This window comes from Xenorhabdus taiwanensis (genome assembly GCF_036512875.1).
GTDB lineage: Bacteria > Pseudomonadota > Gammaproteobacteria > Enterobacterales > Enterobacteriaceae > Xenorhabdus > Xenorhabdus taiwanensis.
Map to the genome: position 1 here is coordinate 3,652,174 of NZ_AP028978.1, position 25,851 is coordinate 3,678,024.

The following is a 25,851-nucleotide window of genomic DNA, read 5'->3' on the forward strand; positions in this document are numbered from 1 at the left end:
GATGGATGGATGGCATAGATCCCACTTTAATGGAATCCATCTGATTTTTCACATGTAGTTTCAATTCTGTATTCCCTTCATCCCATAAACGATGCTGAAAAACAATGTATCAGGAAAGAGATTAATAGAGAAAAGGAGTTGTTTACAATGTGAAATTCGATGATAAATCCCTTATTAAAAAACGTCTACAGAACGAATCGCAACAACCTTACAGACATTCAAATCCCCTGTAGCATTTGAATGATCAAATATCCCTGTTTGCTTCTTTGATAGATGTGATTTTATGGATATTACGATGAAAAGAACTGTTTAATACGCTGGATGATATAGCGAAATTCTTTATTGCGCAGCATACCAACCAAAATGCCCAGAACCATGTACATCACGCCAAGCAACAGCATCATGCCGATATCTTTGTACACATTGTGAAATGGCAATCCCATCTGGTTAACCCCTGCTATCGCTTTTGTTGCCCATGTCGAGGGCAAAGCCGATGAGATCACTCTGACCCACTCAGGCATCGCCTGAGGAGGCCAGATTGTGCCTGAAATATAGAAGATTGGCGTAGTAATAAAAGCCAGCGTTAAATAAATCATTTCCACGCTACGCAGACATTCTGTCACCAATTTACCCAATCCCAATACCGTCAACAAGAATGGGAATGTCAGTAAAAGCACGAGGTAAATCGGTGCATCCTGCCGATACCCCAATATCCACGGCCACAGGATAAAAAAGATCACCGACAGAAATAGCCAGATTGGGATCAAAGCAGATAATGTTCCTAAATAGACGGGTAACGGCGGATTACCTTTAGGCGCTTCCCGCAGGGTAATACTGACGCGAACACAAGCTACTAACAAAGAGTGTTGCAGCAGCATGACCAATAAACCAGGAAATATTATTGCAGCATAGCTGACACCCGGATTAAATAACCCAATAGTTTCACTTCGAATCGGCTGTAGCAAAGTTTTCACCTGCTCAATGCTGAAACCCGATTGCAAAAGTAATTTGCCGTTGTATTCTGACAAAAGTTGTTGATAAGCCAGTGCCAAATCCTGTTGGATCTGCCCATTGGCGAGACGATTTGTCGCATCACCATAAACCGGCACAGTGACATTCTGTCCATTCAACAGGCGTTTTTCAAAATCCACCGGCACGATGATAATGGCAAAGATTGTACGCTGTAGCATGTCACGACGGGCATCATCGAGATTACTGTAGATTTGAGGTGCCACTTTTGCCATGGAATCAATACGGCGGATCAACGTGCGGCTTGCATGGCTGTTATCCTGATCGATCACTGCAATCGGTAAATCCCACAAAGAAGGACGAATATAGACCAGACTCATCACACATAGCGAAACAATCAACAGCAACCACATGGGTTTTTCCAGCATCCCCAAAAATACATCGCGCAGGGTCTGCCAATACAACGTCCAATTTGTTTGCCCATTATTCGACATTATGCGGTTCCCTCTGAGCGATTAAGGCGCTGCCACAAGCGGTTGCGAATCAAAAAGCCACAAACCGCAGGATAGATCATCAATATTAGGCAAACATACAAAATAACCTGTAGTGACACCTCTCTCAGGAAGATATCAAACATGGCATTCAAAGCATAAGTTAATGGCTCAAGAGTAGAGATAACCCTCGCGGGCCACACCATAGAGAGTGTTGGCACAAGCATGCCAGAAAACGTCATCGCAATACTGACTAACATCCCAATCAAGGTATAGGCCGTTATTGCACTGTTGGTGAAGGTAAACAGCAATAGGCCAATACTTTGTGCCGCAATCACATAGAAAAAGCCAACAATCGGCATATACAACGGATTACCCGCTACTCTTGCTCCCGAAAAAAGAACCAGTGCCGTAATTTCCACCATCAATAGTAGTGTGAAAATCAAGGTATAAGGCGCCAATTTTCCCAACAATGCCCCGATGAAATATTTCGTCTTCAGGAGCTGCTTTCCTCTGGCCATTGTGTAGATAGTACATGTGACGACAAAAAGTTGTAATAAATGAATGGTTGCTGCAAATTGCTGATAATAAATATAACTGCCGCTGGCGTTAAACAAGCTGTCATAGGACATGGTCGCTTTAGCTAATGGAGGTAACTGCCTGCCTATTTCGGAAGCAATGATTGTGCGGTATTTTGCATTCGTTTCCGCCACCAATCCGCTGAAATCCTGAGTCGAATAGCGACCTGCGCCATAAAATAACGCATTGTAATACATACTTACCGTCGGCTGTTTCCCGCTTAGAGCATCTTTTTCAAAATTCTCAGGGATATAAAGCAGAGAGTAATCCTGCGCCCTGCGCAAACGTTCTATAGATTCTGGCAAGCTATTGTCATAAGACTTAATATTCGCATGGGGTGCAGCATCCAGGTTACGGATAAAAGTGCGTGACAGCGTACTCTGGTCATTATCCACAACCGAAACAGGCAAATTAAACAGTGTTCCTTCTGAATAATTAGCACTAATTAAGATAAACAGTAGCAAAGGAAACAACCACCCCAGCCAGTGAAAAACCGGACTATGCAGCGCAGTACTAAATTCTCGCGTAAATTCCTGTTCGAAACTGCTCCACACAGCTTTTCTATTCATCAGGCTGCCCTTATTTATACCTTACTTATTCCAGAGCCATAAGGCACTCATGCCCGGGCGTAAGCCATCAACGGGTTGCAATGGATATAACCGAACCTCAAACGTTCTCAGGTCAAAATCCCCCGTCGCTCGGGTTGCGCGTTTCGTTGCATAATCCCCCATTGGCGCGATATAACGGATTTCAGCTTCAATCTCTTTATTTCCCAGTGCAGGTACACGCAATTTAATCTTGTCGCCCTTGCGAACGTTCGCCAAAATATTTTCACGCAGGTTATAAACAAAATAAGCCTGTGAAATACGTATCAATGTCGCTAACGGGCTATTAGCATTAAAAAGTTGACCAACTTCTGCTGGCAATGGCCCGATTTCGCCATCAACAGGGGCTTTGACTTGCAGATCATCACGCTGTATTTTCAGTTCACGCAGGTTTTCTTCTGCTTCATTCAATGCCGCCTGAAACTGCTGCCTTAACTCTATGCGATCGCCATTTTTTCCTTCATCCAAATCTGCTTTGGCCCCCAGCATCTTTTGATAGGCAATATCCCGTGTGTTGCGTGCATTATCCAGAGCACTGGCAGATACATAGCCGTTGGCTGACATATTTTTGAGGCGATTAAATTCACGCTGTGCGTTTGTGTACTCAGCTTGGGCCTGGGCAAGAATAGCGTCTAAGTTTCGAATGTTCTCCTCTCGAGTCCCATGCAGGGATAATTCAAGTTTTGCCTTAGCTTGATCACGTACAGCCTGCGCTGCGGCAACTTTAGCCGCCAGTTCAGGGCTATCAAGACTCACCATCAGTTGCCCTGCTTTGACACTATCTCCTCGTTCAATATGGACCTTAATAACTCGTCCCATCGCTTTGGACGCAACAATAACTTCTGGCGCATCAACCTCTCCTTGCAACAAAAGCTCCTGACTATGGGAACGGAAAAGTACTGCCATTGCGATTAAAAAAATAATCAGTAAGATGGTGAAAAGTGTTCTTTTCTTCATTATGTTTTGCAAGCCCTAAGCGTACTATCAGATCAAAATTTTCGATAAAATTACAGCCAGCCCGATATTAGTTACCGTGTCAATTAAGGTAAACCGCATAAACTATGCCTAAATATTCTTCACTACCTAAATTTTAGCACTTCCGGGGAAAAACCCCTTGTCAGTTATAAATACTGCCATAAACCCTATTAACACCAGTAAACAAAGGTCATAGCGATATAAAACCCCATAATAATAATAGTATGATGTTCTTTAACAAATATAAAACATTTAACACATCATCATATAAAATTGAATCGTAACCATAAAAATAATTAGTTAATTAAATTTATATTAATTAAGCTAATAAAGAAAACGAATTGATCGCTATAATTCTTTTTCATTCAAGATAAGTATTGAACATAAAAAAATAATAAAGGAGCTGAAAAAGTAAATGTCAATTATGCAATAAAATTACATATTGCAATTAAAATTATAAATTATTACCTATTAATAGAATAAAAAATAAATATTATCTTTCAGTCCAAAATACTTTCAATAACCATTCATTCCCAATAAGAATTATCTGATTTTATTTTATAAAAAAACAGAAAACAAATAATGAACAAATCATATTTCCTTATGTTTTACAAGGTTCAAAAAAGCATTAAGATAATATAAAACAAAATAACAACCATTTATTTTTATTTAATAATTTAAATAAAATGGGGTTTAAATATCAAATTGATTGATATCAAAAGTTATATTGATCAAAAAATAATTTTATGCTGGAATAAAAAACCACACTTGGCATTTTCTCACTAATTACACGACTTATGGCAGGCAGTAAATAGAAAATAATATCCTGGAATGGATAGGTTTGCTGCTGGCTATCGCAGGGTATTTTTTTATTGTTACGAGTCTATAGATATGAACAAAAAATCCGATAAGCCGCGGTTACATAATCAGCAAAGTTTGGTGAAACGTGTAGCCTGGATGAACATTGTCACCCAACTTGCGTTTCCCGTTGCTAGTGTATTCACTCCCGTTATCGCTACTGCCGAAACCCATTCAGCTTTTCAAAATGAAAAATGGGAATTACCAACAGAACCTTATGTCCTGAAATCAGGGGAAACGGTCAAGATTGTCGCCAAACGTTATGGTTTAACTGTCTCTGATTTGAAAAAAATCAACCCATTGCGTACCTTTGATAAACCTTTTATCGCACTCGGCGTGGGTAGTGAGATTAACGTTCCAAAACCTCGGAACAATAAATTTTTACCTTTTAACTATTCCTCATCAGAAATCCCTTTATCAAAGCAACCCTTACCTTTATTAAAACAATCCTCATTAGATAAAGCTCCTATTAAAGAAGACAAGTCTTCTATTGACGAAAATGCTGATAATCTGTCTGAGATTTCCTCTCGCATTGGCCAGTTGCTAGCCAGTGACAACATTAAGAATAATGCAGCAAGCCAATTAAGTAGCCTGGCAATAGGGGAGGCCAATCAGAAAATTCAAAATTGGTTAGGACGCTATGGCACTGCCCGTGTACAGCTTAATATGGATAGTCATGGTCATTTGGATGACAGCCAATTTGATATATTACTGCCGCTGTATGATACCTATCACCAGATGATTTTTACACAGTTCGGCCTGCGTCATATCGATAAACGCAATACCGCCAATATTGGATTTGGACAACGTCATTTTTTTGATGATTGGATGCTGGGCTATAATGCTTTCTTTGATCACGATATCACTGGCGATAATAGCCGGCTCGGTCTTGGGGCAGAATATGCCCGCAATTACCTGAAATTAGCAGCTAACGGCTATATTCGCTTAAGTAACTGGAAAGAATCCCGCCTTTTGACCGATTATGATGAGCGCCCCGCCAATGGCTTCGATCTGAAAGTACAAGGTTATTTGCCTTCTTTACCACAACTCGGTGGTAAATTGATGTATGAGCAATACTTCGGGGATGAAGTTGGGCTTTTGAATAAAAACCATCGCCAGAAAAATCCCGCTGCCTTCACTTTCGGGGTTGATTACACGCCAGTCCCATTGCTGACTTTCGGTATTGACCGCAAACAAGATATGTCCGGTGGTGGGGAAACCCAATTCAATATCGAACTGAATTATGAAATTGGTACACCGTGGGCCAGGCAGATCGATCCAGGTGCTGTAACATTTAAGCGCTCTCTGCAAGGCAGTCGCTATGATTTAGTCGATCGCAACAACCAGATCGTTTTGGAATACCGCAAACGTGAGGTGATCTCTCTGGCAATAGATAATCTGATTATTGGTCATGCGAGAGATACCAAACCTCTCCATGTCAGTGTCAACAGCAAATATGGGTTTAAAGATATTGAGTGGGATGCAGCAGACTTTTTTGCCAATGGAGGTAAGATCCAACACCAAGGTGGCACACACTATCTGTTGACCTTACCCAAATATCAATCTCAGGGCAACAATACCTACACGGTGGGAGCCATTGCTTACGATGAACACGGTAATACATCCAAACGAGCTGAAATAAAAATACAAGTGCTTCCCGCTGTAGTTAATGCGAATAAATCCACCTTCTCAGCAAAAGACAAAGAGCTCTTAGCTGATGATCATGCCACCACCCTCCTGACATTAACCCTGAAAGATAAAGATGACAAACCCATCCGTGGAGTTGCCTCAGACATCAAATTGGTCTCAAGTGGGTTAAGTGGAAATGGCAGTGATCCCAAGATCGATAAAATGAAAGAAGTCCAACCGGGTATCTATGAATCCAGACTCACTGCCGGCGAAAAGATCGGGGTACTGAAAATCACGCCAGAAGTAGAGGGTATTGTCATCAAGCCCGTCGAAATCATGTTCGTACACCCTGATGCACCAATCGTCAGAAATTTAGCCATAACCGGCAAATTAGAGATGGGCCAGAAATTAAGTGCAACCTATACCTTTAATCCTAATCATGGCGACCCAACGGATAAATCGATCTACGTATGGGGCAATAAAGGCAATATTGACATAACCAAAGGCCATACCATAACAGAATCGGGCAAGATCCCCGACTATACATTGACACTGTCAGATGCTGGCAGGGTGAAAGAGATTGCCGTCCAGGCAAAAAATGCAATGGATCTTATCGGCAATACACAGAGCGTTGATACTAGCATGAGTGCCGATCAAGGAAACCATACCCATGATGGTGGAAAAGGTGGTACTGTCAGAGGATTAGCCGATGACATGACGATCACCGTAAGCGCTGATAAGGTTAAAAACCATGAACCGATCATACTGAAAATCAAAACGCTAAATCACAAACAGCCAGCCCAAAATGTCGCAGTCAGAGTGAACACCATCATGGCACTGAATCGTCAGAATGTTACTGAAAAAATCACAGCGTTACTGAGAGGTAAATCAGGTACGTACCAAGGTTTCACGGATGATCAAGGTATTTTGTCTATTACCGTGACCGATCCAAACGGGCTTGGCGTGAAGACAATATTATCTATCTCAGCAGACGGTATTGCGGCCCCACAAACTAAAGGTGTCATTTTTACTGTGGCAACCAGCCCAGACGTTCCCGTAGCTAATTTTTGGGGGCACATGCCTGACACCGTAGTGGCTACAAATGGCGTTGTCTTTAAGCGCCCTCGATTGCGAGCAGAGATAGCCGCAAATAACGATTATATCGAAAGTGGCGAAGAATGGCCGCGCCGTAACGCAATAGGAGCCACATGGTACTGTGAGAAAACACATGGCAAGTTGCCAACAAAAGAAGATTTGATGGCTCTGTTCCGTGCCCATCCAAACAATGCAATGTATGACCAACTTGGTTGGCCCCAGCATCGCTCTTATCGTTCTGCAACGATAGGGAAAGACGAAAAAGGAAGAGATGAACATTACGCTGTGAATATAGACGACGGATTTGAACATGTTATCAATGATAAAGTCTATGATTACGTTATCTGTGAAGAATAACACCATTTGTAAGTCATTTTCATTGTCTGGCAAAATCCGCCTCAAGAGGGGCGGATAATTTTCCTCCATTCCTATAAATACGTTATCCTGCCAACACCTATTGACGGTGTTTAATTCAACCTTTGATAATAGCGCGTAAAATTTATTTACCGTTATTAATCACACACTTTGAACATAAAATGAAAAAATATGTACGAATTTAACCTTGTGTTGTTATTACTTCAGCAGATGTGTATCTATCTGGTGATCGCCTGGCTGCTGAGTAAAACCCCTCTGTTTATTCCCCTATTGCAAGTGACTGTCCGTTTACCGCATAAGCTGATGTGTTACGTCATTTTTTCCATCTTTTGCATTATGGGCACATATTTTGGGCTGAATGTTAACGATTCAATTGCCAATACCCGCGCGATTGGGGCGGTATTGGGTGGCTTTCTCGGCGGGCCAACCGTCGGAGCAATGGTAGGATTCACTGGCGGACTGCACCGTTATTCTCTCGGTGGCATGACTGCATTTAGCTGTATGGTATCCACCATTGTAGAAGGCGTACTGGGCGGTCTGGTGCATATTTATCTGATGAAAAAAGGACAGCTCAATAAATTATTGAACCCGTGGACGGCAGCCATTGTCACTTTCCTTGCTGAATGCACTCAAATGGGGATTATCCTGCTACTTGCCAATCCTTTCAGTGAAGCACTGAGTTTGGTAAAAGATATTGCTGCCCCCATGATCATCGCCAATAGTATCGGGGCTGCCATGTTTATCCGTATCTTATTGGACAGACGCGCTATTTTCGAGAAATATACCAGCGCTTTTTCTGCTCAGGCGCTAAAAATTGCTGTTTGTACAGAGGGAATTTTACGTAAGGGATTCAATGAAGATAACAGTATGCGCGTAGCAAAAGTGATCTATCAGGAGTTAGAGATCGGGGCTGTCGCGATTACGGATAGGGAGAAATTACTAGCGTTTATTGGTATCGGTTCGGATCACCATTTACCTGGTACTCCCATTGCTGCTAAACAATCTCATCGTGCTATTGAAAATAATGAGGTCGTTTACGCCGATGGCAATGAAACACCTTACTGCTGTTCCCTTAATCCAACCTGCAAACTTGGTTCCGCTCTGGTGATCCCTTTACGAGGGGAAAACCAACAGGTTATTGGTACTATCAAACTCTATGAAGCCAAGAATCGTCTATTCAGTTCCATCAATCGCACATTAGGAGAGGGAATTGCCAGCCTGCTTTCTGCCCAAATTCTTGCCGGACAATATGAACGGAATAAACAATCTTTGCTACAATCAGAAATAAAACTCCTCCACGCGCAAGTGAATCCTCACTTTTTATTTAATGCCTTAAATACATTGCAGGCTGTTATCCGTCGGGATAGCCAGCAGGCAAGCCAGCTTGTGCAGTATCTCTCAACATTTTTCCGTAAGAATTTAAAGCGACCTGAAGATATTGCCACGTTAGAAAATGAGCTAGAGCATGTAAACGCTTACTTACAAATTGAAAAGGCCCGTTTCCGTGAGCACCTCCAAATTGTTATCGAGATACCTGAATCCTTGCGCGATGCACGGTTACCTGCCTTTTCCCTCCAACCAATGGTAGAAAATGCCATTAAACATGGCACATCACAGTTACTGGATACAGGAAGAATTACGATTAGAGCCTATCAAGAAGATCAATTGCTATTGGTAGAGATTGAAGATAATGCCGGGTTATATTGCCCCCAAAAAGTGGGAGATGAAGGTCTTGGGATGAGCTTAGTAGATAAACGTCTGCGGCTTCGTTATGGTAAACAGTATGGGGTGAGAGTTGATTGTCAACCAGAAGAATTTACCCGTGTCATTTTGTACTTACCATTAGAAAAAAACAGGCTAAAAAAGCGGCGTAAATATGAATATATTGATTGTTGACGATGAGCCATTGGCTCGTGAAAATCTACGTTGTCTGCTGGCAGAGGAAACTGACATTCAAATCATTGGAGAATGTGCCAACGCAGTCGAAGCGATTGGTGCCATCCATCGCCTGAAACCCGATGTTGTTTTCCTCGATATTCAAATGCCCCGTATTACCGGACTCGAAATGGTAGGTATGCTCGATCCAGAACATCGCCCTTACATTGTTTTCCTGACTGCATTTGATGAATATGCAGTGCAAGCCTTTGAAGAACATGCATTCGATTATTTATTGAAGCCGCTGGAAAAAGAGCGTCTGAGTAAGACACTACAACGACTGCGTTCTGGCTATCAAAAGCAAAATCTGGCAGATCTTCAACGTGAAGATGAACAACTGAAATATATTCCCTGCACCGGACATAGCCGAATCTGGCTGATGTCATTGGATGATGTTCTGTATGTCACTTCCCGCCTGAGTGGTGTATATGTTATGAACGCTAACGGGCAGGAGGGCTTTACCGAGTTGACCTTGCGGACACTGGAAACCCGTACGTCACTAACTCACTGCCATCGCCAGTATTTAGTCAACATGACTCAATTACGCGAAATTGTTTTTGGTGAAAATGGGCAGGCAGAGTTGGTACTGAGCAATGATGAACGTATTCCAGTTAGTCGTCGTTATCTGAAACCCCTTAAAGAAGAATTGGGATTAAATTGATCGCCGCTTAGGGCATAATTTTTTAACCCTACAGAAAATAAACAAAGGAAATGCCCTTATGGAAAAAGCCCTTTCTCCATTAAGAGAAAGGGCTTTATTCAATTCATCATTGCAATATTTTCAACGCAACAAGCAAGTCAATGAGAGATTAGCGTGTGCTTACACATTGCCATTGCTTTGACGGCGACGTGGCGCTTCATCGTTGCCACGACCACGGAAAGAACCACGCTCACCACCACCACGACGTTCGTTGTTAAAACGACGACCACCGTTATTGCCGAAACCGTCACGATCACGACGTGGGCCATTGCCACCGTTACCGCCGTTACCATTGCGGCCACCGCGACGCTCACGGCGTTCAAATGGTTGCGCATCACCCATTAACTGCATATTCATTGGTTTGTTCAGAATACGAGTACGGGTGAAGTGAGACAGCAACTCTCCTGGCATCCCTTTTGGCAATTCAATCGTAGAGTGGGTAGCAAACAGTTTGATATTACCGATATAACGGCTGCTGATATCACCTTCATTTGCAATTGCTCCCACAATATGGCGAACTTCCACGCCATCATCACGGCCAACTTCAATGCGATACAGTTCCATATCACCCACGTCACGACGCTCACGACGAGGACGATCACCTCTGTCACGCTCACCAAAGCCATTGCTATTGCTATTGCTATTACGACGACGGTCATCACGATCGTTGAATTCACGACGAGGACGACGCACTGGATCGGGTGGCAGAATAAGTGGGCGCTCACCTTGTGCCATTTTCAGCAGGGCTGCTGCCAGTGTTTCCATATCCAGATCATCGCCGGTTCCCAGTTTAGACAACAATGCGCGGTATTGATCCAGATCGCTGCTTTCCAGTTGATTCTGAACGTTGGTCGCAAATTTCTCCAGACGACGCTGGCTCAGAAGCTCTGCGTTTGGCAGTTCAACTTCTGGGATTGTCAGTTTCATAGTGCGTTCAACGTTACGCAGCAAACGACGTTCGCGGTTTTCAACAAACAACAGGGCACGACCCGCACGACCAGCGCGACCGGTACGGCCGATACGGTGTACATAAGATTCGGCATCCATTGGGATGTCGTAGTTAACAACCAAGCTAATGCGGTCAACATCCAAACCACGAGCAGCTACATCAGTCGCAATCAGAATGTCCAAACGGCCATCTTTCAGGCGCTCAAGTGTCTGTTCACGCAGAGCCTGGTTCATGTCACCATTCAATGCCGCAGAATTGTAGCCGTTACGCTCCAGCGTCTCTGCAACTTCCAGCGTTGCATTCTTGGTGCGCACGAAAATAATCGCAGCATCAAAATCTTCTGCTTCAAGGAAACGCACCAACGCTTCATTTTTGCGCATACCGTAAACAGACCAGTAGCTTTGGCTAATGTCAGGACGGTTTGTAACACTGCTCTGAATACGAACTTCCTGTGGATCATTCATGAAACGACGAGTGATGCGGCGGATCGCTTCTGGCATTGTCGCGGAGAACAGCGCGGTTTGATGTTCAGCAGGGATCTGGCTCATGATGTTTTCAACATCTTCGATAAAGCCCATACGCAACATTTCGTCAGCTTCATCTAATACCAAACCTTTCAGGTTGGACAGATCCAATGTTCCGCGTTTCAGATGGTCGAGTAAACGTCCCGGAGTTCCCACTACAACCTGTGGTCCCTGACGCAAGGCACGTAACTGAACGTCATAACGCTGTCCACCGTAAAGTGCAACAACATTCACATTGCGCATATGCTTGGAAAAATCTGAACATGCTTCAGCAACCTGCACCGCCAGTTCACGGGTTGGCGCTAATACAAGGATTTGTGGCGCTTTAAGTTCAGCATCAATGTTATTCAATAAAGGTAAGCTGAAAGCGGCGGTTTTACCACTGCCTGTCTGCGCCATACCCAGCACATCACGGCCGCTCAGCAGGTGTGGAATACATTGTTGTTGAATAGGAGAAGGCTTCTCATAGCCCAGATCTCCCAACGCAGAAAGGATAGGTGCCGATAAACCTAAATCAGCAAAAGAGATTTCAGTCTCAGTGGTCATGTAATGGTGCCTCATTGATCATGGCGGCCAGTCTACATAACACAGTGAAAAGAATTTCTGTCATTTTCATTTAAAATGTGAACTGGCTCAAATTATGTTATTAAACGAACAAACAAGCCCCCATCTCCAGAGATGTGGACTTTAAAATCTGTCGTGAAAATGTTCGTCAGCTATTGTTGGTTCGATTCCGATAAATCATCTTGTTTTTGGCCCAATAGCGCCAATTCCAACAATGCGTAGCGGTGCTCAACAAAGTTATGCACATTGTTAGCCACCGTCAGCTTGAATAACGCAGTTGCGCTATCCTCATCCCCCAGACTTAGGTAATGTTTACCTAAATAGAAGTCAGTTTCACTGAGATGCTCAGCGAGCGAAGTGTTATCTGTTGAATCCTGTTTTAAGCGTTCCATCAATGTTTTTTCACCGATTTTGCCTAAATAGAATTCAACAATATTCCAGCCCCATCTCCCCCGGTTCGCTTTGTCAAAATGGTGCGACAAATTAGTCATTGCAGCCTTAGGATCAATTTTATCTTCCACAAGGTACAACCACAACGAACGGAAGGGATCATTTGGATCGTCTTGATAAAACGCCTGCAGATCATCCTGCGCCAATCGATAGCGGCCACCGTAATACAGTGAAATGCCGCGATTCATTCGCGCGTAGTTGTAAGTTGGATCAAGCTCTAAAACAGAATCAAACGCTTCATAGGCAGAATCAAAATTGCCTGCCTGCGTAAAATAAATTCCCAGATAATTAAAAATTTCAGGAATATCAGGGCGGATAGACAAAGCCACTGAAAAATCATTCTGCGCCAGTGCCCTCAGCCCGAGGCTATCATACAGCACACCTCTTTCATATAAAAGCTGTGCATATTCATCTTCCGTTAGTGACCGACTCGCAAGTATTTGCTCCATGCGAGCCAGAATAACCTCTTGTTGCAATGTTGGTTGTAATGGAATAGCAATAACTTCATTTTTACGCCACCCAGTGCCGCTACATCCCACAAGGAGAAAAATAGCCGCAACATAACACCAGCGCAGAAAAGAATTCATTTCCCACTCCCGAAGTCAGACATCAATCAAAATGCCCTATTACTCCACCCACATTGTATATTTCAGGCTTCCTGCCCAAAATTGACATACTCTCATCTTTCAAACTACTGCTAAAAACAATAACCCGAAATTTATTGAGATAAACGGCGCCCTTTTTACAGGACGCCGCTCTTTACGTCAAATTTATTCTACTGATGATTCCGGTGATTGCAATTGCGCATCAGTTGTAATCACAGCTTCTTTCATGCTCAGGCGGATACGTCCCTGACGGTCAATTTCCAGCACTTTCACAGGCACTTCTTGCCCGATTTGCAAATAATCAGTGACTTTCTCTACACGTTTTTCAGCGATCTGAGAAATGTGTACTAACCCTTCTTTACCACCGCCGATAGCAACAAATGCACCAAAATCAACAATGCGAGTCACTTTACCAGCATAAATACGACCCACTTCAACTTCCGCAGTGATTTCTTCGATACGTCTGATAGCATGACGTGCTTTGTCACCGTCAGTCGCTGCAATCTTCACTGTACCATCGTCTTCAATTTCAATGGTAGTTCCTGTTTCTTCCGTCAACGCGCGGATCACAGAACCCCCTTTACCAATCACATCTTTAATTTTGTCTGGATTGATCTTGATAGTGTGGATACGTGGTGCAAATTCAGAAATATCATTACGTGGGCTATGAATTGCCTGTTCCATCACACTCAGAATGTGCAAGCGGGCACCTTTGGCCTGATTCAGAGCAATCTGCATGATTTCACGGGTAATGCCTTCGATTTTGATGTCCATCTGCAATGCGCTAATACCATCACGGCTACCCGCAACTTTAAAGTCCATGTCGCCCAGATGATCTTCGTCACCCAGAATGTCCGACAGAACAACAAAGTTTTCCCCTTCTTTCACCAGCCCCATTGCGATACCCGCAACGGCTGCCTTAATTGGCACACCTGCATCCATCAATGCCAGTGATGCACCACAGACAGAAGCCATAGAGGAAGAACCGTTGGATTCAGTGATTTCAGATACCACACGAACGGTATATGGGAATTCGTTGATGCCAGGCATCACAGCCAATACACCACGTTTCGCCAGACGGCCGTGACCAATCTCACGACGTTTTGGCGAACCGACCATGCCAGTTTCACCGACAGAATACGGAGGGAAGTTATAGTGGAACAGGAAGCGATCTGTACGCTCACCCATCAGCTCATCGATAACTTGAGCATCACGCTCTGTGCCCAGTGTTGCAGTTACCAATGCCTGAGTTTCACCACGGGTAAACAGAGATGAACCATGAGTACGTGGCAGTACACCTGTACGAACGTCAAGAGCACGAACCATGTCTTTTTCACGGCCATCAATACGTGGTTCACCACGCAAAACACGGCTACGAACAACATTTTTCTCCAGAGTAGCGAGAACTTCAAGCACTTCGGTTTCTTCCAGTTCAACGCCTTTTTCTACAGATTCTGCCAGAATAGCCGCGCTGACTTCTTCTTTGATACTATCAACCTGAGCATAACGTTCCTGCTTCTCAGTAATGCGGTAAGCATCACCCAGCCGGCTTTCAGCCAGTTCTGCAACACGATCGTGCAAAGGCTGATTAACAGGCTCTGGCGCCCAATCCCATTTTTCTTTACCCGCTTCAGCAGCCAGCGCATTGATGTTATCAATCACAATCTGTTGTTGCTCGTGACCAAACACCACGGCACCCAACATTTGCTCTTCAGTCAGCAGTTCCGCTTCGGACTCTACCATCAGTACCGCGTTATTTGTACCTGCAACGACCAAATCCAAACGGCTGTGTTTCAGCTCATCACTGGTTGGGTTCAGTACGTACTGATCGTTAATGTAACCCACACGCGCAGCACCAATTGGGCCATTGAATGGAATGCCAGACAATGCCAGTGCCGCAGAAGAGCCGATCATGGCAACGATATCAGGATTGACTTGTGGATTAACAGAAACGACTGTCGCGATGATTTGAACTTCATTCAGGAAACCTTCTGGAAACAGAGGGCGTAGAGGACGGTCGATAAGACGGGCAACTAATGTTTCACCTTCGCCCGGGCGGCCTTCGCGACGGAAAAAACTTCCCGGAATACGGCCAGCAGCGTAAGTACGCTCCTGATAGTTAACGGTCAGAGGGAAAAAATCCTGACCCGCTTTGACTTTCTTTTGACCAACAACGGTAACAAATACCGCGGTGTCATCCATATTTACCATAACGGCTGCTGTCGCTTGACGAGCCATCATGCCAGTTTCAATGGTCACAGTGTGCTGACCATACTGAAATTTACGAACAATCGGATTAAGCAAAATAATTTTCCTTTGTTAGTGCTGCCGATTTAAGAAACCAACAACAATGGATTTTCTCTTCTTGCTACACCCTCACGACTAATGACAGTGCTCACTGCTTTGAGGACTCTCATTAGCCGCGCGAGTCACTGTAGCGGAAGAGGTTCAAATTTTAAAAACAATGCAAAAAACAGTAGATTAAATTTTCCGACTCTGTTTCCTGACAATTCCGTTTCCTAGAAGAAAAGGGGCCCGATTAGGCCCCTTTCCACTGAAACTCATCGATTAGCGACGCAGTCCCAGACGCTCAATCAGAGCAGTATAGCGTGTCACATCTTTACGCTTCAGGTAGTCCAGCAGCTTACGACGCTGTGCAACCTTTCTCAGCAGACCACGACGGCTGTGGTGATCTTTTTTGTGCTCTGAAAAGTGACCTTGCAGGTGGTTGATGTCAGCAGTCAGCAGTGCGATCTGAACTTCGCTGGAACCACTGTCGTTAGCGCCGCGACCAAATTCAGCAATAATCTGCGCTTTTGCAGCAGTACTTAGAGACATAGTATAACTCCAAATATGTAATTTAAAATGACGAGTGCCGATCTCTAATTCAGCCACTCATGTACAGACGCGGTATTCTACGCTGCAAATAGGCGAAGCGCAAGACAGCACAATCACCGTCATTCTGTGCCCCAACTCAATTTACCTGCTGCAAATTCCTTGTCTGTTGCTATCATTATTCCGTTTCAACAACCAGACGGCGTGGAGCCACTAGTCCATCATCATCAATCACTGCGATGCCGATGAATTTATTTTCATCACCTTCGGTTACCCTCACCCATTCATCTGAAGCCAAATTATGTTTGCTGCGAACTGGCTGGCCTTGTTTGAAGTACGACGCAACGACAGATGTTAAGTGAATGGCAGGAAAATGAACCACAGCAGTATCCATTGGTAGCAATAATGGATCAAGCAATTCCCACGCTTCAATTTCTTGATCTTCAGCCTGTTGTTTTAACTGATATAACTGTTCCAACGTTACCATTCTTTGATTGGGATAATTGGCAACCTGCAAACGACGCAGGTAAATGACATGCGCACCACAACCCAAAAGTTCCCCTAAATCATCAATGATGGTACGAATGTAAGTTCCTTTGGAACAGTGTATTTCCAATTCCAGCTCATTCCCTTCCCAGCGAATGAATTGTAATTCATAAACAGTGATAGGACGCGCTTCACGCTCAACTTCAATCCCCTGACGGGCATATTCGTATAGCGGTTTTCCCTGATGTTTCAATGCAGAGTACATAGAGGGAACCTGCATAGTATCACCACGGAATTGATCCAATGCAGCATTGAGCTGAGATTCAGTGATTTTTACGTCTCGCTCACTGATGATTGTTCCATGTGAATCCGATGTATCTGTACGTTGCCCCAAACGAGCAATCACACGATAGCGTTTGTCAGAATCCAGCAAGAATTGGGAAAATTTGGTCGCTTCACCCAGACAAACCGGCAACATGCCTGTCGCCAATGGATCGAGTGCACCAGTATGACCCGCCTTACTAGCATTGAAAATCCGCCTGACTTTCTGTAACGCATCATTAGAGGAAATATCTTGCGGCTTATCCAGCAACAGTACACCGTGTATAGCACGGCCTTTACGACGGCGCCCCATCATTTTTCCTCATTATGATCCGCAGATGCGCGACGCTTCTCATCATTTTTAACGACGTTGCTAACCAAATTCGACATACGCATCCCTTCCACCAAAGAACTGTCATAAGAGAATGTCAGCTCAGGAATGATACGCAGGCGCATCGCTTTACCCAGCAGGGAACGAATAAAACCAGAGGCTTCGTTCAATGCTTTGATACCTTCTTTAACCATCTCTGAATCATGCCCGTCCACCAGCACATTCAGAAAGGTGACAAATACTTTGGCATAAGCCAGATCGCGGGAAACCTCAACACCAGAGACTGTCGCCATGCCGATACGGGGATCTTTGATTTCACGCTGTAAGATGATGGCAATTTCTTTTTGCATTTCCTGTGCAACGCGCTGAGTACGACTAAATTCTCTTGCCATTGTTATATCTCCTGACATTTTGGGGGGCATGAAGCCCCCCAAGAATGGAATGAATCTATTGATAAATAATGGTATTAATCGATGGAGCGTTTAATTTCAATCACTTCAAAGACTTCAATCATGTCACCAACGCGAACATCATTGTAGTTCTTCACACCGATACCACATTCCATACCATTACGGACTTCGTTAACGTCATCCTTAAAGCGACGCAAGGATTCCAATTCACCTTCGTAAATTACAACGTTATCGCGCAGTACGCGGATCGGGTTATTACGCTTGATGGAACCTTCTGTCACCATACAACCAGCAATAGCTCCAAATTTCGGTGACTTAAATACATCACGAACTTCGGCAAGCCCCATGATCTGCTGTTTGTATTCTGGTGCCAGCATACCGCTCATAGCCTGTTTGATCTCATCAATCAGGTTATAGATAACGGAGTAATAACGCAGATCCAGACTTTCGTTTTCAATGATACGACGTGCAGAAGCATCAGCACGAACGTTAAAGCCCAGAATAATGGCTTCAGATGCCGCTGCCAGCGTCGCATCAGTTTCAGTGATACCACCCACACCAGAACCGATGATTTTCACTTTAACTTCATCAGTAGACAATTTCAGCAATGAATCACTAATTGCTTCACATGTACCTTGAACATCCGTTTTCAGAACAATGTTCAGTTCAGATACCTTGCCTTCTTCTAAGTTAGCGAAGATGTTTTCCAGCTTAGCTTTATGCTGACGAGCCAATTTCACTTCACGGAATTTACCTTGACGATACAAGGCCACTTCACGCGCTTTTTTCTCGTCACGAACAACTGTCGCTTCATCACCCGCAGATGGCACATTGGACAGACCCAAAATTTCCACTGGGATAGATGGACCCGCCGAAGTCACTTCACGGCCAAGTTCGTTACGCATTGCACGGATACGACCATATTCGAAGCCACACAGAACGATATCGCCTTTGTTCAGCGTACCAGACTGAACCAGAATGGTTGCAACCGGGCCACGGCCTTTATCCAGGAAGGATTCAATGACCACACCATTTGCCATACCGGTGCGTACCGCTTTCAGTTCAAGGACTTCAGACTGAAGCAAAATAGCTTCCAGCAATTCATCAATACCAATACCAGCTTTGGCAGACACATTGATGAACTGGTTTTCACCGCCCCACTCTTCTGAAATGATACCGTATTGCGACAATTCATTCTTCACGCGATCTGGATCAGCTTCTGGCTTATCGATCTTGTTCACAGCAACAACAACCGGTACGTTGGCCGCTTTAGCGTGCTGAATAGCTTCGATGGTCTGTGGCATCACACCATCATCTGCGGCTACAACCAGAACAACGATATCTGTTGCTTTCGCACCACGTGCACGCATGGAGGTAAACGCAGCATGGCCTGGGGTATCCAAGAAGGTGATCATGCCTTTTTCAGTTTTCACATGATACGCACCAATGTGCTGGGTAATACCACCCGCCTCTCCAGAAGCCACTTTAGTGGAACGGATATAGTCCAGCAGAGAGGTTTTACCGTGGTCAACGTGCCCCATGATGGTGACAACGGGTGCACGAGGTTCTGCCTGGGTTTCGCCCGTATCACGATCGCTCATCAGCGCTTCTTCCAGTTCGTTTTCACGACGCAGGATAACTTTATGCCCCATTTCTTCGGCAACCAGTTGTGCTGTTTCTTGATCGATCACTTGGTTGATGGTTACCATTGCGCCCATGTTCATCATGGTCTTAATGACCTGAGCACCTTTAACGGCCATTTTGTTAGCCAATTCTGCAACAGTAATTGTCTCACCAATCACAACGTCACGGTTAACCGCAGCTACAGGTTTTGTGAAGCTCTGCTGTAAAGTGCTAGGCTTACGTTGTTTACCTTTGGTACGCCCCACAGCGCGCGCTTCTTCGCGATCAGCTTTCGATTCAGAATGTTTGTTATTCTTTTTCTGGCGGGATTTACCGCCACGGGAGCGGGAACGACGATCGCCTTCTACTTTGGCGTCATTTTCATCTTCCGCATCACGAGCATAGCGGGAAGTGGTTATGTGGTAGTCACTACTGTCACTGTTCTCAGAGTCATAAGACCATTTGTCTTGGTTCTCTTCTGCCATTCGACGCGCTTCTTCTGCAACACGTTTCGCTTCTTCCTCCACCTTACGGCGCATTTCTTCTTCAGCTTTACGTTTTAAATTTGCAGCTTCAGCTTCACGACGCGCTTTTTCATTTAGCGCGGCAGAATGATTCTGAACTGATTTTTGATTGTTTTCGGTATGTTGCTTAGTCACTTTTTCTTTTTCCGCCGCCTCACGCTGAGACAGTTTAGCCTCTTCACGTTTGGCTTTTTCTTCTGCTTCACGTCGAGCGCTCTCTTCAGCTTCACGTTTAGCTTGCTCTTCCGCGAGTTTTTTCGCTTCAGCCTCAAGCCGCGCCTTCTCTTCTGCCTCGCGCCGAGCCTGCTCTTCCGCTTCACGCTTTGCCTGCTCTTCCGCTTTACCTTGTTCAATAGCATCGCGGTTTACATATGTGCGTTTTTTGCGGACTTCAATCGCTACCGATTTACTTTTGCCACCGGTGCTAGGAACGTTCAGTGTACTGCGTGTTTTACGCTGTAGTGTCAATTTACCTGGCTGACCGCCAGAACCGCCTTGTTCGCGGTTAAGGTGGGCCAGCAAAGCTTCTTTTTCTTTCTGGGAAACAGAGTCAGTTGCGGTTTTCTGAATGCCAGCATCAGCAAATTGCTGGATTAGACGTTCCACCGATGTCTGGATCTCTTCTGCCAGTATTTTTACGGTTACCTCTGTCATTCTGTTCCTTCCTGCTACAGTTTATTTATGCATCATCGCCAAACCAACAGATATTTCGGGCTGCCATAATGAGTTCTCCTGCTTTCTCATCATTCAGTCCTTCGATATCAGATAAGTCGTCGATACCCTGCTCGGCAAGATCTTCCAGAGTGCAGATGCCACGGGCAGCCAGGTTAAACGCCAAAGTACGCTCCATGCCAGGCAGATTCAATAAATCTTCGGCAGGTTGCTGATCACTAAGACTCTCTTTCTGAGCCAGTTCCAGCGTCGTCAAGGCCGCTTTAGCACGTTCACGAAGAGCTTCAACGGTTTCTTCATCCAGTCCTTCCACTGCCAGAAGTTCATTGATTGGCACATAAGCCAGTTCTTCCAGTGTAGAGAAACCTTCCTCGACTAATACAGTGGCGAAATCTTCATCAATGTCGAGATGCTTAGTAAATGTATCAATAGAAGCGTGTGCTTCTGCCTGATGTTTTGCTTGTAGCTCTTCCGCAGTCATGACATTAAGTTCCCATTTGTCATCACCACGATGTTTTTTCAACAGTTGTGCCGCCAGACGAACGTTCTGACCATTACGTCCAATCGCCTGAGCAAGATTACTGTTTTCTACGGCAACATCCATAGTGCAGTTGTCTTCGTCAACCACAATAGATGCAACATCCGCCGGAGCCATTGCATTAATGACAAACTGCGCAGGGTTATCGTCCCACAGCACGATGTCAATTCTTTCACCGCCCAGTTCACTGGAAACGGCTTGTACCCTTGCACCACGCATACCAACACAAGCACCAACAGGATCAATACGCTTGTCGTTGGTTTTCACTGCGATCTTGGCACGGGAACCCGGATCACGAGCAGCCGCCTTGATCTCAATGATTTCTTCACCAATCTCAGGTACTTCGATGCGGAACAATTCAACCAACATCTCAGGACGAGAACGAGTAATGAAAAGCTGTGCACCACGTGCTTCAGGGCGAACATCATACAGAACACCACGCACGCGGTCACCTGGACGAAAGTTTTCCCGTGGCAACATGTCTTCACGTAAAATGACCGCTTCAGCATTATTACCTAAATCTAAGGTAATATTTTCGCGGTTCACTTTTTTGACCTGACCGGTCACGATCTCACCCTGTTGTTCACGGAATTGATCAACAACCATTGCACGCTCAGCTTCACGTACTTTCTGTACGATAACCTGTTTTGCCGTCTGAGTCGTAATGCGGTCAAAAGTCACTGATTCAATTTGATCTTCAATATAACCACCCAGCTCAATCTCTGGGTTGTCAAATTTTGCCGCTTCCAGTGTGATTTCGCGCGTTGGCTGAGTCACTTCGTCAACAACTAACCAGCGACGGAAGGTATCAAAATCACCTGATTTACGATCGATACAGACGCGGACGTCGATTTCCTGCTCATATTTTTTCTTGGTGGCTGTCGCCAGTGCAATCTCTAATGCTTCGAAGATTTTTTCGCGAGGGAGTGATTTTTCATTAGAAACCGCTTCCACAACAGCCAGAATTTCTTTATTCATCCTAGTTGCCTCATCCGAACTTTAAAAGTGGGGTACCAGGTTCGCTTTCTGGATGTTGCTCAGTGCGAACACTTCGTCTTTTCCATCCACCGTAACCGTAATCATTTCACCATCAACTGCCTTGATGATACCTTGCCATTTGCGACGGTTCTGCATTGCCATGCGTAAAACCAAGCTGACTTCTTCACCTATAAAACGCTGGTAATGTTCAGCCTTAAACAGTGGACGCTCAAGCCCTGGTGAAGATATTTCCAGGTTATAAAGCCCTGGAATCGGATCTTCAACATCAAGCACTGCACTGACCTGGTGGCTAACATCAGCACAATTATCAACAGTGATACCCTCCTCACTATCAATATAGACTCGCAACGTCGATACACGAGCGCGAATAAACTCCAGGCCAACTAATTCAAAACCCAAAGCTTCAACTGGTGCTGAAATTATCTCTGTTAATTTTTGCTCTAATGTGGACAAGCCCACCCCCAAGACATAAAAAAAGGGCTATATTAGCCCAGTAGTTCTGCTGTCAAATAACAAAAAACCCCGACACTCGGGGCTTTATGCAACTGGACCCTGTTTACTGCCAGCGGTCTCAACCTGCTTCTTTTTTATACCTTTCAAAGCAACCTGTCAAATCAGGATAAATATCTCAATGGTTGCTGAATCATTACTGTTGAAAAGGTATAGGTTGTTAAGAAGTGGTTGCGGGAGCCGGATTTGAACCGACGACCTTCGGGTTATGAGCCCGACGAGCTACCATGCTGCTCCATCCCGCGTTCGAAAACGTGGCAAATCTTACGCTGATAATACTAAAAACGCAAGTTTCTAGATTAATGGTGCCGAGGACGGGACTTGAACCCGTACGCCCGTTGTTTAGGCACTACCACCTCAAGGTAGCGTGTATACCAATTTCACCACCTCGGCACTGATTTTATAGAATTGTTATTCTAACGGTTATCTACATTTATCGTTAAAATCAACAACCCTACTTTAATTCTGTTACTGTGGGATATCACTATTTGGTTTTGCTGGCGTTGCCGGAACTTCTGCCTGTTTTTCAACTTTTACAGGTTCGACAAGGTTATCCCATTTACTGCTGGAGCCCGTCTTGTTGCTGGTCATGTTACCAAGAATCAGACTGATAACAATGAACAACGTGGCAAAAACAGCCGTCATGCGGGTCATAAAATTACCGGAACCCGATGAACCAAACAGCGTGTTAGATGCACCCGCGCCGAAAGAAGCACCCATATCAGCACCTTTACCTTGCTGAAGCAGAACCAGAGCGATTAGCCCGATACCAACCAGCAAGAATATACCTAAAAGAGCTTCATACATATGTTGTACCTGTTTCCTCGTGGCTTTTGCCACAATTTCATAGCGACGTTATGTTGCATCACCCGCTCACAAAATTAGAAAAATTAACTTATTGAGCGGGTGTGAATACTAACCAAAGCGTATCAGACACGCAAGATTAATTTTAAATCTTGACGCTGATCGGGCAAAAAATCAACAAATCAGCCAATTTTTTTCACAGCATCAGCAATACGATGCGCTAATGCCGTGACTTGCTCTTCATCTTCGCCTTCCACCATGACACGAATCAATGGTTCTGTACCTGATTTACGCAGCAAAACACGACCACGACCATTCAATTCAGTCTCAACTGATTTTACGGTTTCAAGCACTGATTCTGATAGCAGGGGATCAACATCACCTGCAAAACGAACGTTAACCAAAACTTGAGGTAAAAGTTTCATGCCACTGCACAGATCATGCAGGCTCATATTATTGCGTACCATTGCACTCAAGACTTGCAATCCAGCAACAATACCGTCTCCTGTTGTCGTTTTGTCCAACAAAATCACATGGCCTGAATTTTCTGCGCCCAGACGCCAGCCTTTTTCCTGCAATTTTTCCAGAACATAGCGGTCGCCAACTTTCGCACGCTCAAATGGAATACCAAGCTGTTTCAGTGCCAACTCCAGCCCCATATTGCTCATCAACGTACCCACAACACCACCACGTAGCTGGCCTTGTCTCAACCCTTCACGTGCAATGATATAAATGATCTGATCGCCATCAACTTTTTGCCCCAGATGATCAACCATAATAATACGGTCGCCATCACCATCAAATGCCAGACCTACGTGCGCTTGTTCTTCCAGTACGCGCTGTTGCAATAGACGGACATCTGTTGCACCACACTCTTCATTGATATTGATACCATTAGGCTCACAACCAATGGTAATAACCTCCGCTCCCAACTCTCTGAGTACATTCGGTGCGATATGGTAGGTCGCACCATTGGCGCAATCTAAAACAATTTTCAATCCATTTAAACTTTGTTCACTGGGGAACGTTCCTTTACAAAATTCAATGTAACGACCTGCCGCATCAACTATCCGATTTGCCCGCCCTAACTCAGCAGATTCCACACAAGTCAGAGGTTTTCCCATTTCTGCTTCAATCGCCTCTTCAACATCATCCGGTAATTTAGTCCCATCAATGGAGAAGAATTTAATACCATTATCATAGTAAGGGTTGTGGGAAGCGGAAATAACAATGCCGGCTTCAGCTCGAAAAGTACGTGTCAGATACGCTACGGCAGGTGTTGGCATCGGGCCAGTAAAGGATGCCGACAGGCCCGCAGCGGCTAACCCTGCTTCCAGCGCAGATTCCAACATATAACCTGAGATTCGGGTATCTTTACCAATAATAATTTTGCGAGAACCATGACGCGCCAGCACTTTTCCCGCAGCCCAACCAAGTTTCAATACAAAGTCAGGGGTAATTGGGGTATTCCCCACTCTGCCACGGATACCGTCAGTGCCAAAATATTTACGGTTACTCATAAATTTCTTTCCTTTGCTGAACGAATTTTCTGCTCTCAGCGTTTTTTTGCTGACATCATGTTCTTTACAAACGGTGTATTTTACAAACTATATATTTTATGAACATGGATTCTTTTCAGATAGCGTTGCATGAACAACTTGCATTGCCTGAACGGTTTCTTTTACATCATGTACACGGATAATCTGGGCACCTTTCATGGCTGCAATCACAGCACAAGCAACGCTTCCTGCCACACGTTCCTGTGGTGGCACATTAAGTAATTGACCAATCATGGACTTGCGTGACATCCCCGCCAGAATAGGTAATCCCAAATGATGAAATTCTTGCAAGTGAGCCAATAAATTATAATTATGCGATAAGTTCTTACCAAAACCGAAACCGGGATCAAGAATCAGGTTGTTTTTCGCAATACCCGCCGCAACACAGCGCTCAATTTGCTGTATCAGGAAGTTTTTTACTTCCGATACAACATCTTCATAGTGAGGTTCTGTTTGCATGGTGCGAGGTTGTCCCTGCATATGCATCAGGCAAATTGGCAAACCACTTTGTGCTGCCGCTTCAAGTGCTCCAGGTTCCTGTAACGCACGGACGTCATTGATAATATGTGCTCCCGCCTTGGCTGATTCCCGCATAACAACAGCTTTTGAGGTATCAACAGAGATCCAGATATCAAAGCGCTGTGCCAATACTTCAATCACGGGAATAACACGATCCAGCTCTTCCTGCTCACTTACTTCATTCGCTCCAGGACGAGTTGATTCTCCTCCCACATCAATAATCGTAGCTCCCTCTTTGATCATCTCAGCAGCATATTTCAATGCCGAATCAAAAGTATTATGGGTTCCACCATCAGAGAAGGAATCAGGAGTGACATTCAAAATTCCCATGACTTGTGGGCAGGAAAGATCGAGGATGCTGCCTCTGGCTGTCAGTTTCATCGCTAGGTGCCTTAATGTCAAAACCCCAGGACAAGC

The 25,851-nt window shown here is 44.6% G+C and carries 19 protein-coding genes and 2 tRNA genes; 3 read left to right on the forward strand and 18 right to left on the reverse strand.

From position 1 onward, the window contains the following. Window positions 1-290 precede the first annotated feature (290 nt). From ACE1SE_RS17025 to ACE1SE_RS17035, 3 genes are read right to left on the reverse strand one after another with little or no spacing between them, the layout of a single operon-like run. Window positions 291-1,463, reverse strand: coding sequence for an ABC transporter permease (locus ACE1SE_RS17025; protein ID WP_374051881.1), 1,173 nt, complete (start codon window positions 1,461-1,463; stop codon window positions 291-293). Beyond that, complete coding sequence (locus ACE1SE_RS17030) at window positions 1,463-2,608, reverse strand: ABC transporter permease (RefSeq protein ID WP_374051882.1); 1,146 nt, start codon at window positions 2,606-2,608, stop codon at window positions 1,463-1,465. The genes ACE1SE_RS17025 and ACE1SE_RS17030 overlap by 1 nt, the downstream gene beginning before the upstream one ends. A 21-nt stretch (window positions 2,609-2,629) precedes the next feature. After that, window positions 2,630-3,601, reverse strand: a complete 972-nt coding sequence (locus tag ACE1SE_RS17035) for an HlyD family secretion protein (RefSeq protein WP_374051883.1) — start codon at window positions 3,599-3,601, stop codon at window positions 2,630-2,632. A 909-nt stretch (window positions 3,602-4,510) separates the two neighbouring features. On the opposite strand from ACE1SE_RS17035, the gene ACE1SE_RS17040 reads away from it, so the two are divergent. The 3 genes from ACE1SE_RS17040 to btsR all read left to right on the forward strand — a co-directional run bounded on the left by ACE1SE_RS17040 (window position 4,511) and on the right by btsR (window position 10,172). Further along, complete coding sequence (locus ACE1SE_RS17040; protein ID WP_374051884.1) at window positions 4,511-7,558, forward strand: inverse autotransporter beta domain-containing protein; 3,048 nt, start codon at window positions 4,511-4,513, stop codon at window positions 7,556-7,558. Window positions 7,559-7,747: 189 nt separating this feature from the next. Next, a complete protein-coding gene (locus ACE1SE_RS17045) occupies window positions 7,748-9,472 on the forward strand; it encodes a LytS/YhcK type 5TM receptor domain-containing protein (protein ID WP_374051885.1) in 1,725 nt (574 codons plus the stop codon). After that, window positions 9,453-10,172 (forward strand): two-component system response regulator BtsR, encoded by a 720-nt coding sequence (btsR, locus tag ACE1SE_RS17050; RefSeq protein ID WP_374051886.1) that lies wholly within the window; start codon window positions 9,453-9,455, stop codon window positions 10,170-10,172. The genes ACE1SE_RS17045 and btsR overlap by 20 nt, the downstream gene beginning before the upstream one ends. Window positions 10,173-10,331: 159 nt before the next feature. On the opposite strand, the gene ACE1SE_RS17055 is transcribed toward btsR, so the two are convergent. The 15 genes from ACE1SE_RS17055 to folP all read right to left on the reverse strand — a co-directional run bounded on the left by ACE1SE_RS17055 (window position 10,332) and on the right by folP (window position 25,815). After that, window positions 10,332-12,230 carry a DEAD/DEAH family ATP-dependent RNA helicase gene (locus tag ACE1SE_RS17055; RefSeq protein ID WP_374051887.1) on the reverse strand — a complete coding sequence of 633 codons (1,899 nt, stop codon included), beginning with the start codon at window positions 12,228-12,230 and terminating at the stop codon, window positions 10,332-10,334. After that, window positions 12,220-12,300 (reverse strand): protein YrbN, encoded by an 81-nt coding sequence (gene yrbN / locus ACE1SE_RS17060; RefSeq protein WP_120211369.1) that lies wholly within the window; start codon window positions 12,298-12,300, stop codon window positions 12,220-12,222. The genes ACE1SE_RS17055 and yrbN overlap by 11 nt, the downstream gene beginning before the upstream one ends. Window positions 12,301-12,400: 100 nt before the next feature. Next, window positions 12,401-13,285 carry a lipoprotein NlpI gene (nlpI, locus tag ACE1SE_RS17065; RefSeq protein ID WP_374051888.1) on the reverse strand — a complete coding sequence of 295 codons (885 nt, stop codon included), beginning with the start codon at window positions 13,283-13,285 and terminating at the stop codon, window positions 12,401-12,403. 183 nt (window positions 13,286-13,468) lie between these two features. Next, window positions 13,469-15,607, reverse strand: coding sequence for a polyribonucleotide nucleotidyltransferase (pnp, locus tag ACE1SE_RS17070; RefSeq protein WP_374051889.1), 2,139 nt, complete (start codon window positions 15,605-15,607; stop codon window positions 13,469-13,471). Window positions 15,608-15,871: 264 nt separating this feature from the next. Beyond that, complete coding sequence (rpsO, locus tag ACE1SE_RS17075; protein WP_374051890.1) at window positions 15,872-16,141, reverse strand: 30S ribosomal protein S15; 270 nt, start codon at window positions 16,139-16,141, stop codon at window positions 15,872-15,874. Window positions 16,142-16,316: 175 nt separating this feature from the next. Continuing rightward, a complete protein-coding gene (truB, locus tag ACE1SE_RS17080; RefSeq protein WP_374053706.1) occupies window positions 16,317-17,258 on the reverse strand; it encodes a tRNA pseudouridine(55) synthase TruB in 942 nt (313 codons plus the stop codon). Continuing rightward, window positions 17,258-17,668, reverse strand: coding sequence for a 30S ribosome-binding factor RbfA (gene rbfA / locus ACE1SE_RS17085; RefSeq protein WP_189758681.1), 411 nt, complete (start codon window positions 17,666-17,668; stop codon window positions 17,258-17,260). Before rbfA ends, truB begins: the two co-directional genes overlap by 1 nt. A 74-nt stretch (window positions 17,669-17,742) precedes the next feature. Further along, on the reverse strand, window positions 17,743-20,487 hold the full coding sequence (infB, locus tag ACE1SE_RS17090; protein ID WP_374051891.1) for a translation initiation factor IF-2: 2,745 nt from the start codon (window positions 20,485-20,487) through the stop codon (window positions 17,743-17,745). Window positions 20,488-20,512: 25 nt separating this feature from the next. After that, window positions 20,513-22,021, reverse strand: coding sequence for a transcription termination factor NusA (nusA, locus tag ACE1SE_RS17095; protein ID WP_374051892.1), 1,509 nt, complete (start codon window positions 22,019-22,021; stop codon window positions 20,513-20,515). Window positions 22,022-22,042: 21 nt separating this feature from the next. Further along, window positions 22,043-22,495, reverse strand: a complete 453-nt coding sequence (gene rimP, locus ACE1SE_RS17100) for a ribosome maturation factor RimP (protein WP_139292463.1) — start codon at window positions 22,493-22,495, stop codon at window positions 22,043-22,045. Window positions 22,496-22,720: 225 nt separating this feature from the next. Beyond that, window positions 22,721-22,797 (reverse strand) — tRNA-Met (locus ACE1SE_RS17105). A gap of 58 nt (window positions 22,798-22,855) precedes the next feature. Next, a tRNA-Leu gene (locus tag ACE1SE_RS17110) sits at window positions 22,856-22,945 on the reverse strand. Between the two features lie 75 nt (window positions 22,946-23,020). Then, on the reverse strand, window positions 23,021-23,359 hold the full coding sequence (secG, locus tag ACE1SE_RS17115; RefSeq protein ID WP_374051893.1) for a preprotein translocase subunit SecG: 339 nt from the start codon (window positions 23,357-23,359) through the stop codon (window positions 23,021-23,023). 179 nt (window positions 23,360-23,538) lie between these two features. After that, window positions 23,539-24,876 carry a phosphoglucosamine mutase gene (gene glmM, locus ACE1SE_RS17120; protein WP_374051894.1) on the reverse strand — a complete coding sequence of 446 codons (1,338 nt, stop codon included), beginning with the start codon at window positions 24,874-24,876 and terminating at the stop codon, window positions 23,539-23,541. Between the two features lie 96 nt (window positions 24,877-24,972). Continuing rightward, window positions 24,973-25,815 (reverse strand): dihydropteroate synthase, encoded by an 843-nt coding sequence (gene folP, locus ACE1SE_RS17125; RefSeq protein ID WP_374051895.1) that lies wholly within the window; start codon window positions 25,813-25,815, stop codon window positions 24,973-24,975. Window positions 25,816-25,851: the final 36 nt, after the last annotated feature.

Bases quoted from the DNA above. Each gene is read 5' to 3' on its own strand.
- ACE1SE_RS17025 (WP_374051881.1), bottom strand. From the start codon at position 1,463: ATGTCGAATAATGGGCAAACAAATTGGACGTTGTATTGGCAGACCCTG.
- ACE1SE_RS17030 (WP_374051882.1), bottom strand. From the start codon at position 2,608: ATGAATAGAAAAGCTGTGTGGAGCAGTTTCGAACAGGAATTTACGCGA.
- ACE1SE_RS17035 (WP_374051883.1), bottom strand. From the start codon at position 3,601: ATGAAGAAAAGAACACTTTTCACCATCTTACTGATTATTTTTTTAATC.
- ACE1SE_RS17040 (WP_374051884.1), top strand. From the start codon at position 4,511: ATGAACAAAAAATCCGATAAGCCGCGGTTACATAATCAGCAAAGTTTG.
- ACE1SE_RS17045 (WP_374051885.1), top strand. From the start codon at position 7,748: ATGTACGAATTTAACCTTGTGTTGTTATTACTTCAGCAGATGTGTATC.
- btsR (WP_374051886.1), top strand. From the start codon at position 9,453: ATGAATATATTGATTGTTGACGATGAGCCATTGGCTCGTGAAAATCTA.
- ACE1SE_RS17055 (WP_374051887.1), bottom strand. From the start codon at position 12,230: ATGACCACTGAGACTGAAATCTCTTTTGCTGATTTAGGTTTATCGGCA.
- yrbN (WP_120211369.1), bottom strand. From the start codon at position 12,300: ATGAAAATGACAGAAATTCTTTTCACTGTGTTATGTAGACTGGCCGCC.
- nlpI (WP_374051888.1), bottom strand. From the start codon at position 13,285: ATGAATTCTTTTCTGCGCTGGTGTTATGTTGCGGCTATTTTTCTCCTT.
- rpsO (WP_374051890.1), bottom strand. From the start codon at position 16,141: ATGTCTCTAAGTACTGCTGCAAAAGCGCAGATTATTGCTGAATTTGGT.
- truB (WP_374053706.1), bottom strand. From the start codon at position 17,258: ATGGGGCGCCGTCGTAAAGGCCGTGCTATACACGGTGTACTGTTGCTG.
- rbfA (WP_189758681.1), bottom strand. From the start codon at position 17,668: ATGGCAAGAGAATTTAGTCGTACTCAGCGCGTTGCACAGGAAATGCAA.
- infB (WP_374051891.1), bottom strand. From the start codon at position 20,487: ATGACAGAGGTAACCGTAAAAATACTGGCAGAAGAGATCCAGACATCG.
- nusA (WP_374051892.1), bottom strand. From the start codon at position 22,021: ATGAATAAAGAAATTCTGGCTGTTGTGGAAGCGGTTTCTAATGAAAAA.
- secG (WP_374051893.1), bottom strand. From the start codon at position 23,359: ATGTATGAAGCTCTTTTAGGTATATTCTTGCTGGTTGGTATCGGGCTA.
- glmM (WP_374051894.1), bottom strand. From the start codon at position 24,876: ATGAGTAACCGTAAATATTTTGGCACTGACGGTATCCGTGGCAGAGTG.
- folP (WP_374051895.1), bottom strand. From the start codon at position 25,815: ATGAAACTGACAGCCAGAGGCAGCATCCTCGATCTTTCCTGCCCACAA.